Annotated in this window: 9 protein-coding genes; 7 read left to right on the plus strand and 2 right to left on the minus strand. The window is 66.8% G+C overall.

What is annotated here, in order from left to right; all coding sequences use genetic code 11:
- Positions 1-47: 47 nt before the first annotated feature.
- On the minus strand, positions 48-1445 hold the full coding sequence (locus RU01_RS06325) for an NADH:flavin oxidoreductase/NADH oxidase family protein (protein WP_082042936.1): 1398 nt from the start codon (positions 1443-1445) through the stop codon (positions 48-50).
- Positions 1446-1578: 133 nt separating this feature from the next.
- Here RU01_RS06325 and RU01_RS06330 point away from each other — a divergent pair, with 133 nt between their 5' ends.
- The 5 genes from RU01_RS06330 (at position 1579) to RU01_RS06350 (ending at position 6081) form a co-directional block, all read left to right on the plus strand.
- On the plus strand, positions 1579-3060 hold the full coding sequence (locus RU01_RS06330; protein WP_042573697.1) for a flavin-containing monooxygenase: 1482 nt from the start codon (positions 1579-1581) through the stop codon (positions 3058-3060).
- On the plus strand, positions 3057-3914 hold the full coding sequence (locus RU01_RS06335) for an SDR family NAD(P)-dependent oxidoreductase (protein WP_042573669.1): 858 nt from the start codon (positions 3057-3059) through the stop codon (positions 3912-3914). The genes RU01_RS06330 and RU01_RS06335 overlap by 4 nt, the downstream gene beginning before the upstream one ends.
- 81 nt (positions 3915-3995) lie before the next feature.
- On the plus strand, positions 3996-5132 hold the full coding sequence (locus RU01_RS06340) for a GGDEF domain-containing protein (protein ID WP_042573670.1): 1137 nt from the start codon (positions 3996-3998) through the stop codon (positions 5130-5132).
- Positions 5133-5140: 8 nt separating this feature from the next.
- Positions 5141-5785, plus strand: coding sequence for a TetR/AcrR family transcriptional regulator (locus tag RU01_RS06345; protein WP_042573671.1), 645 nt, complete (start codon positions 5141-5143; stop codon positions 5783-5785).
- An 83-nt stretch (positions 5786-5868) separates the two neighbouring features.
- The gene (locus RU01_RS06350; protein ID WP_042573672.1) at positions 5869-6081 is read left to right on the plus strand and encodes a hypothetical protein; all 213 of its coding nucleotides are present in this window, start codon (positions 5869-5871) and stop codon (positions 6079-6081) included.
- A gap of 9 nt (positions 6082-6090) precedes the next feature.
- Here the strand turns inward: RU01_RS06350 and RU01_RS06355 are convergent, their stop codons facing one another.
- A complete protein-coding gene (locus tag RU01_RS06355; protein ID WP_052493145.1) occupies positions 6091-6696 on the minus strand; it encodes a TetR/AcrR family transcriptional regulator in 606 nt (201 codons plus the stop codon).
- A gap of 209 nt (positions 6697-6905) precedes the next feature.
- Here RU01_RS06355 and RU01_RS06360 point away from each other — a divergent pair, with 209 nt between their 5' ends.
- Both RU01_RS06360 and RU01_RS06365 read left to right on the plus strand, forming a co-directional pair.
- Positions 6906-7577: an HAD family hydrolase gene (locus RU01_RS06360; protein ID WP_042573673.1), complete on the plus strand. Its 672-nt coding sequence runs from the start codon at positions 6906-6908 to the stop codon at positions 7575-7577.
- A 94-nt stretch (positions 7578-7671) separates the two neighbouring features.
- Positions 7672-8271: iron-containing alcohol dehydrogenase (locus RU01_RS06365; protein ID WP_231568613.1), on the plus strand; the 600-nt coding region annotated here is incomplete at its 3' end.

Consider the following 8271-nt stretch of genomic DNA (forward strand, 5'->3'; position numbering starts at 1 on the left):
ACAGCCTCCCCGCCGAGAATCTCCCCCCGAGATTCGCTGAGGGGAGGTTACGCGCCCGACGTCGGTCCGCCGCGGAAAATTCGCACGATCGGACCGACCACGTATCGACGCACCAGAGACAACACGCCGGCCATGCGCGACGACGCGGCCGCCGACGGTGCGCCTGCCGGTCCTCGTCGCTTGGCACGCACTGCGTCGATTCCGTTGCGCTGCAGAGACGACACGAGCGTGCGGGTGATCGGCCGAGCCGGATCCGGCTCCTTGCCCGCTCCCATGCGGTGCAACTGATCGGTGTGCCACTGCAGGTCGAGCAATCCGTCGAGCGACCGGACGGACCGCGTGGTGGCGAATCTGGCGGGCACCGGGACGGAGATCGACGGGCTGGGCAGGGTGTCGATGCGACCGGAGAGAACGTCGCGCGCCGCGTCGGGAGCTACCGCGGTCGGTCGACCGAGCCCCACCACGTGGCAGGCGCTGGACGCGATCGCGTCGTCCATGCCCGCACGGGTGCGGAAGCCGCCGGTGACGGCCAGCGGGATGTGCGGGGCGATGTCGCGGACGGTCACCGCGTACTCGAGGAAGTACGCCTCTCTCGACGCCGTGCTCGCCGACACCGACTTCCCCATCATGGCCGGGGATTCGTAACTGCCGCCGCTGATCTCGATCAAGTCGACCGGGAGGTCGCCGATCATCGCGATGACGGCGCGCGACTCGTCCTCGCTGAATCCACCACGCTGGAAGTCGGCCGAGTTGAGCTTGACGCCGACGGCGAACCCGGGACTCACGCGTGACCGGACTCGACGGATGACCTCGAGCAGGAATCGTGCGCGGCCGTCGATGTCGCCGCCCCACTCGTCGGTACGCACGTTCGACAGCGGTGACAGGAACTGACTGACGAGATACCCGTGTGCCGCGTGGATCTGGACTCCGTCGAAACCGGCTTCCTCCGCGAGTGCCGCGGTCACCGCGAAACGTTCGATGATCGACTCGATCTCGTCGGTCGTCGCCGCGCGTGGGGCAGGTATTCCGGGGATGTCGAGACCGACCGCCGACGGCGCGATGGTGCCCCCGACCGTCGTGACCGGGTTGCCCTGCCTACCGGGGTGGTTGATCTGCATCCAGATCGGCGTGCCGCCGTCCTGCGCCGTCTTCGCCCAGCGGGACAGTGCGTCCATGTCGCGGCGGTCCTCGACCGCGACGTTGCCGGGCTCACCGAGGTGGCGATGATCGACCATCACGTTGCCGGTGACCAGCAGGCCGTAACCGCCCTCGGCCCACCGTCCGTACAGACGTGTCAGGCGGATGTCGGGTGCGTTGTCGGACGTACCCAGAGCCTCGCTCAGCGCGGACTTCATGATCCGGTTCGGCAGGACCTGGCCGTTCGGCAGCGTCAGGGGGCTGGACAGGGACCGGGGAGCATCGGGTGTCTCCGGGACAACGGACATCGGGGCTCTTTCCAGTGGGGTACGCGCAGTGGGCTGTGTCGGTCGAGCCAGTAGATCATCCGGCCCCGTCCGTGGTGTGATGGTGCCCGAGTGTGATGATGCCTGTCATCACATGCTGGAAGGAGCTCGCGACGTGCCCAGCTTCACGGTCGTCATCATCGGTAGCGGATTCGGCGGACAGTGCGCCGCACTCGAACTCCTCCGTCGAGGGATCGACGACTTCGTCATCCTGGAACGACGCGACTTCCCTGGCGGCACCTGGCGACAGAACTCCTACCCCGGCGCGGGCGTCGACGTCCAGAGCCCGCTGTACTCGATCGCGTCCGAGCCCTACGACTGGTCGCGGATGTTCGCCGAGCAGCACGAACTCGAGGAGTACACCACCCACGTCGTGACCAAGCACGGGCTCGCCGACCGCACCGTGCTGGGCGCCACGGTCGAGCGCATCGAGTGGATCGACGACACCTGGCACATCTCGACGAGCGCGGGCGAGTACTCCGCTCAGTTCGTCGTCAATGCGACCGGCCCGTTGAGCACGCCCGTGATTCCGCCGTTCCCCGGCCGGGACACCTTCGGCGGCGACCGGTTCCACACCAACGAGTGGGACCACGACGTGGATTACCGGGGCAAACGGGTCGCGATCATCGGCAGCGGCGCGAGCGCCGCGCAGATCATCCCGGCGATCCAGCCCGACGTCGCGTCGCTCCACGTGTTCCAGCGGTCCCCGCACTGGGTGATGCCGCGACCGGACCGCACGTTCAGACCGTGGCAGCGTCGACTCCTGACGATCGGGCCCGTGCACCGCGCGCTACGCGCCGCCGTCTACTGGAAGCTCGAGACCAGGATCATCGGGTTCAAGTACTCGCGGGCAGGTCTGTGGCTGTTCGCGGAAAGACACGCGCGCAAGCTGCTCGAGACCCAGGTCGCCGACCCCGAACTGAGGGCGGCCCTGACTCCCGACTACACCATCGGGTGCAAGCGGATCATCCTGTCCAACACTCTCTATCCGGCCATTGCGGCGCCGAACACGACTCTGCACGATCGGAACGACGGCATCGCCGAGATCACGCCGAGCGGGATCACGACCACCGGCGGACATCGCATCGACCTCGACCTCATCGTGTTCTCCACCGGCTACGACGCGACCGACGGCGTGATCTCCTACCCCGTGATCGGGCAGGACGGGACGACCCTGCGGGACGTGTGGGCGGACTACCCACGCGCGTACCTCGGAACGGCCGTGCCGCGGTTCCCCAACCTGTTCATCGTGACCGGGCCCAACACCGGTATCGGCCACACCTCGGCGATCTTCGTCATCGAAGCTCAGATGAGGTACATCATGGATGCGATCACCCACACGATCGGCCGCGGCGCACGCAGCATCGAGGTCACGACCGAGGCCGAGGCCGAGTACACGGAGATGGTGCACCGCGAGATGACCCGAACCGTGTGGAAGACCGGCGGGTGCACCAGTTGGTACCAGTCGAAGTCGGGTCGGGTCATCGCGATGTTCCCCGGTTTCAGCTTCACCTATCGACGGCTCGCCTCCCGCTTCCGTCGTGACCACCACCGTCTCCGTCCCGTCACCAGCCACGAGAGGACCGCAGTCGCATGATCGGTCGACACAGCAGGCTCCCCATCCGAGGCGCCGTCGCCGTCGTGACGGGCGCGGGTGGGGGCATCGGATCCGCGGTGGCGCGTGAACTCGCTCGCCGCGGCGCGTCGGTGGTCCTCCTCGACGTCGCGCCCGCGGTCGACGACGTGGCCCGCGAAATCGGAGGCGACGCGACGGCGCTCCGGGTGGATGTGACGTCGCAGGCCGACCTCGAGGCCATGGCCGCGACGGTGCGCGAACGTTTCGGTCGGATCGACATCGTCCACGCCAACGCCGGTATCTCCAGCGGGAGCGCCGCCCACACCGTCGCCACGGTTCCCGACGGTGTCTTCGAGAAGGTCGTGGCGGTGAACCTGCAGGGTGTGTGGAACACCGTGCGCGCGACCCTTCCCGACGTCGTCGAATCCCGCGGACACATCCTGATCACGTCGTCGACGTACGCGTATCTCAACGGGGTGGCGAACGCGCCGTACGCCGCCACCAAGGCCGCGGTCGAGCAGATCGGACGTGCTCTGCGCGCGGAGCTGGCGCACACCGGAGCGACCGCCGGCGTTCTCTACCCGGGCTGGGTGTCGACCCCCATCGCCGACGTTGCCTTCGGCGGGGACGACCTGGCGACACGACTGGTCCAGCGGGCATTCCCGACGCCGCTGCTGACACCTGTCGACCCCGCCGACGTCGCGGTCGGCGTCGCCGACGGCATCGAACGACGTCGCCCGCGCATCCAGATCCCCGGCCGGTGGCGTCCGATGTCGGCACTGCGGGGCATCGCCAACCCGGTGACGGACCTGCTGCTCGAACGGGACCGCACGATCAGGTCGTTGATCCGCGATCTGGAGTCCCGCCGACCCTGAACGGTCTTTTCACCCGTTTATCGGCCTTTTATCCGGTCGTCTGCACCATTGATCGAGCCATGACGGGTATCGTCCCCGTCCATGACGCTGCGCGCGCTGGTGAGGGAGTGCTGGGATTCCCAGCGCGATACTCACCTCCTGCGTATGTTCGTCGAGTCCCGGGGACTCGGTCGCTGGATCCGCGTCTTCGTCTCGCTCCTGACGATCGTTCTCACGGCCATCGCGCTGCTCTCACTCGGATCACCGTCCGGCGCTCAGGGCACGGTCGACCGCATCGTCGTCGTGACGGTGATCGTCCTGGGGATCGCCTGGGCGGTCCGATGGAACGTCGCGGACTGGCCGTCGTTCCGGGAATCGATCGCGTTCCTCGCCTTCTCCGACATCGCGATCACGTTGGTCTGCTTCCTCGACTCCAACACGCTCGCCGGCCTCAGCGGTGCCGGATTGCTGGTCCTGCTCGGCACCTATGCGACCTTCCTCCTGGGTCCTAGAGTTCTGGTCGCGCACGTGGCGTGGTGCGCGTTCTCCATCGCACTGCTGTCCGTGCGGGTGGTCCTCGATCCCGCCTTCGACCTGGCCATCGGTGCCGCGAAGGCCGTCATGCTGACGGTCGTGGGTGTGGTCGTCCCGCTGACCATCGAGTTGGGTGTCCACCTCATCCGCGTCGACGCGGACATGTCGCTGTTCGATCCATTGACGGGTCTGTCGAACAGACGTGGTCTCGAGACCCGGCTGCGGGTCCTCGCCGACGATGCACGGACGGACGATCAGCGGCCTGTCGCGGCGGTGATCATCCTGGATCTGGACAAGTTCAAGCGCATCAACGACGAACTCGGGCACAACGTCGGGGACGAGGTGCTGATCCGTGTCGCTCGCGGCCTCGTCACAGCCGCGGGTCCCACCGCCGTCATCACCCGGCACGGCGGTGAGGAATTCCTGATCTTCGACCTCTACGACGATGCGCTGGACGCTCTGCGGACCGCCCGTGCGGTCCGCGATATCGTCGCGGGGAACGCGGCGGGTCCGACCGTGACCGCGAGCGTCGGACTGGCCATGTCGGCGACCAGGGCGCTGCTGTCCGACAGGAGACGACTGACGTCCACGGTGGCCGATCTCGTCGACCGCGGTGACGCCGCGATGTATCGCGCGAAACGATCAGGGGGCCACTGCGTCGCCGTCGACGGGGGAGCGTCGCGGGGACTGGCTGCTACCGGTTGAATGGCCGGGTGACAGATCAGGCTCGCGCACCGCGCACCTACGGCGGCCAGAGCCCCGACGAACGCACGGCTCGGCGGAGGCGTCAGATTCTCGACGCGGGCAGGCAATCCTTCGGTTCGGTCGGATTCCGGGCGTCGACGGTGCGCGGCATCTGCCGCGACGCACACGTGGCCGACCGGTACTTCTACGAGCTGTTCCCGACGATGGAGGACCTCCTCGTCGCCGTCTACCTCGAGTGCATCGACACCTTGACCGACGCCGCGGCCACCGCGTTGTCGACGGCGCCGCCCGGCGCCGACACGTCGGAATTCGTCCGCCGCGGCCTCGACGGCTTCTTCGCCGCGGTACAGGACCGCACGACGGCCCGCGTCGTCTGGCTCGAAGTGCTCGGCGTAGCCCCGCAGGTCGACAGCACCTACCTGGCGACGATGCGGAAGTTCGGGGACTTCATGACGTCCTACCTCGCGCAGGTTCTCCCCGAAGCCGCGGACGCCGAATTCACCGACCGATTGGTCACCGCCGCCGTCGGCGGTCTCAGCCACACCGCCCTGACCTGGATCATGGACGACTACCGAACTCCGCGGGCCGACCTGGTCGAGGGATCGGTGCGATTCGTCGTCGGCGTGCTCGAGGCTGCTCGGCCGACGCGATAAATCAGTCGACGTGCAGTGGTCGTCGCTGCCACTCTGATCGGGCAACGTACGACCGAGACGACCCGATCAGCACCAGGACTGCCATGTATCCCACCCATCCCGACGTGTTCCTGCTCGTCCAGCGGCAGGAACTGGCCCAGCACGTCCGCGACGGCGAGCGTCGCCGCATCGCTGCCGCTCGACGGCGCCTCGAGCGTGACGAGGATCGCCTGCAGCGTGCGTTCGTCGAACTGACCGTGGCTCTGGCCGACAGGTCCGAGTCGCGGCGACGGGTGGAGGAACTGGTCGGGCGGTAGCGCCGGGGTTCAGACCTGCTGCTCGGGTCGCCGCAGTCCTGCCAGCACGATGTCGACGGCGGCGTCGATCGTGGCGTCGTCGGGAAGCGTCCCGTACATCAGGGCGGGGCAGATGACGGCGCCCGAGAGCATCGTGACGGCGGCATCGAGATCGGGACCCGAGGCGATCTCGCCGATGATGCGCCGCGTGTACTGCTGACCGTCGTCGACGATGCGCTGCCGCATCCGTCCGATCTCGTCCACACTCGCTCCCCACTGCGCCATGGCCATGAGGATGCGGTCGAGGCGCCGCTCGCTGATGGCGCGACGGAATTCGTGCAGCTCCCCCACCAGATCGGTCCGGGCATCGCCGGTCATCTCGTGGTGCGGCATGTCGCCGATCGCGTCCAGCGCCATGCCCAGGAGGTCGAACCGGGACGGCCAGTGCGTGTACAGCGTGGTCTTGGAATATCCCGCGACACGTGCCACGTGAGCGTGGGTGACGGCTTCCCACCCCTCGTTCGTGAGGACGTCCAGGGCTGCTCGTGAGACATCCGCGCGTGTACGCGAGACGCGTGCGTCCTCCGCCGCGATCTGATCGCCGATTCTGTTTCGAGCGTCCGGGGTACTACTCATCTGTTCGCGTCACCTCCTCACTGTGAAGGTGAAGTTACGCGAGTTTCGAGTACAGACCTATTGAACGGCGAGTCCACTACTGTACTGTCGGGTAAGTTTCGTGCTCGGCAGGTCGATCGACCGGTGTCACAGCACCAGTGGCTGGCATCGCCTGATCTCGACATCTCTGCCGCCGTGCTCCCCCACCATGGTTCTCTGGAAGGACAACGATGTCTGCAATCCTCTTCGGCTCCATCAGCACCCTCGCCGACACCTCCGAACTGCAACGACGAGCGTTCAACGAGGCATTCTCGACCCACGGTCTCGACTGGAACTGGTCTCGTGAGGACTACATCTCGATGCTGGGATCCAACGGTGGCGCCAACCGGATCGAGGACTTCGCGACGGAGCGCGGCGTCGACGTCGACGCGTCCGCCGTCCACGCGACCAAGTCCGAAATTTTCCGATCGTTGATCGCCTCGACCGGCGTCTCACCGCGACCCGGCGTCGTCGACACCATCTCCGCAGCGAAGAAGAACGACGTCAAGGTCGGTTTCGTCACCACGACCTCCAAGGACAACGTGGCAGCGCTGCTCGAGGCGCTCGCCCCCGAGGTCTCCGCGGACTCCTTCGACGTGATCGTCGATGCCGACGACGTCGAGCAGGGTAAGCCCGACCCGGCGTCCTACGCCTTCGCACTGGGCAAGCTCGGTGAATCCGCGGCATCGTGCGTCGCAGTCGAGGACAACGCCGGCGGCGTGAAGGCGGCCGTGGCGGCGGACATCACGTGCGTCGCGTTCCCGAACGAGAACACCACGGGCAGCGACTTCGCCGGCGCGGCCGAGACGGTCGAATCCCTGGACCCCGTCCGCCTCGAATCCTTGGCGACGGCTCGATCCTGAGCCGAGAGTCCGACTCCACCTTTCCAGCGCCGAGCGCCCCGCTCGCGCACTGTTTTCCCCGGGAGAGATGCAAGTGAGCAATCTTCAAGCAAGCGTGACGGCAGACGAGAGAACCTTCCATGTGGAGGGCTACGAGAAGATCGAGTACGACCTGGTCTACGTCGACGGCGTCTTCGACGTCGACAACACCGAACTCGCCGACAGCTACACGCCCTACGGCCGATGCCTCATGGTCGTGGACGACAGCGTCCTCGAGCTGTACAACGACCGGATCACCGCGTACTTCGCCCATCACCACATCGATCTGACGGTCGTACCCGTCCAGATCAAGGAGACGGCCAAGTCGATCGAGACGTTCGAACGCATCGTCGGCAAGTTCGACGAGTTCGGACTCGTCCGCACCGAGCCGGTACTGGTCGTCGGCGGAGGCCTGACCACCGACGTGGCCGGTTTCGCCTGCGCGAGCTACCGACGCAACACCCCCTACATCCGCATCCCGACCACGCTCATCGGTCTGATCGACGCGAGCGTGAGCATCAAGGTCGCCGTCAACTACGGCAAGCACAAGAACCGCCTGGGCGCGTACCACGCGTCGCAGAAGGTGTTGCTGGACTTCAGTTTCCTCGCCACATTGCCCGAGGATCAGGTTCGCAACGGCATGGCCGAACTGATCAAGATCTCGGTGGACACGAAC

The organism is Rhodococcus sp. MEB064 (assembly GCF_000834565.1).
GTDB lineage: Bacteria > Actinomycetota > Actinomycetes > Mycobacteriales > Mycobacteriaceae > Rhodococcoides.

What these genes read in the sequence shown, in the direction of transcription:
- RU01_RS06350 (WP_042573672.1), top strand. Translation starts at nt 5,869, where the DNA reads ATGTATCCCACCCATCCCGACGTGTTCCTGCTCGTCCAGCGGCAGGAA.
- RU01_RS06340 (WP_042573670.1), top strand. Translation starts at nt 3,996, where the DNA reads ATGACGCTGCGCGCGCTGGTGAGGGAGTGCTGGGATTCCCAGCGCGAT.
- RU01_RS06335 (WP_042573669.1), top strand. Translation starts at nt 3,057, where the DNA reads ATGATCGGTCGACACAGCAGGCTCCCCATCCGAGGCGCCGTCGCCGTC.
- RU01_RS06360 (WP_042573673.1), top strand. Translation starts at nt 6,906, where the DNA reads ATGTCTGCAATCCTCTTCGGCTCCATCAGCACCCTCGCCGACACCTCC.
- RU01_RS06325 (WP_082042936.1), bottom strand. Translation starts at nt 1,445, where the DNA reads ATGTCCGTTGTCCCGGAGACACCCGATGCTCCCCGGTCCCTGTCCAGC.
- RU01_RS06355 (WP_052493145.1), bottom strand. Translation starts at nt 6,696, where the DNA reads ATGAGTAGTACCCCGGACGCTCGAAACAGAATCGGCGATCAGATCGCG.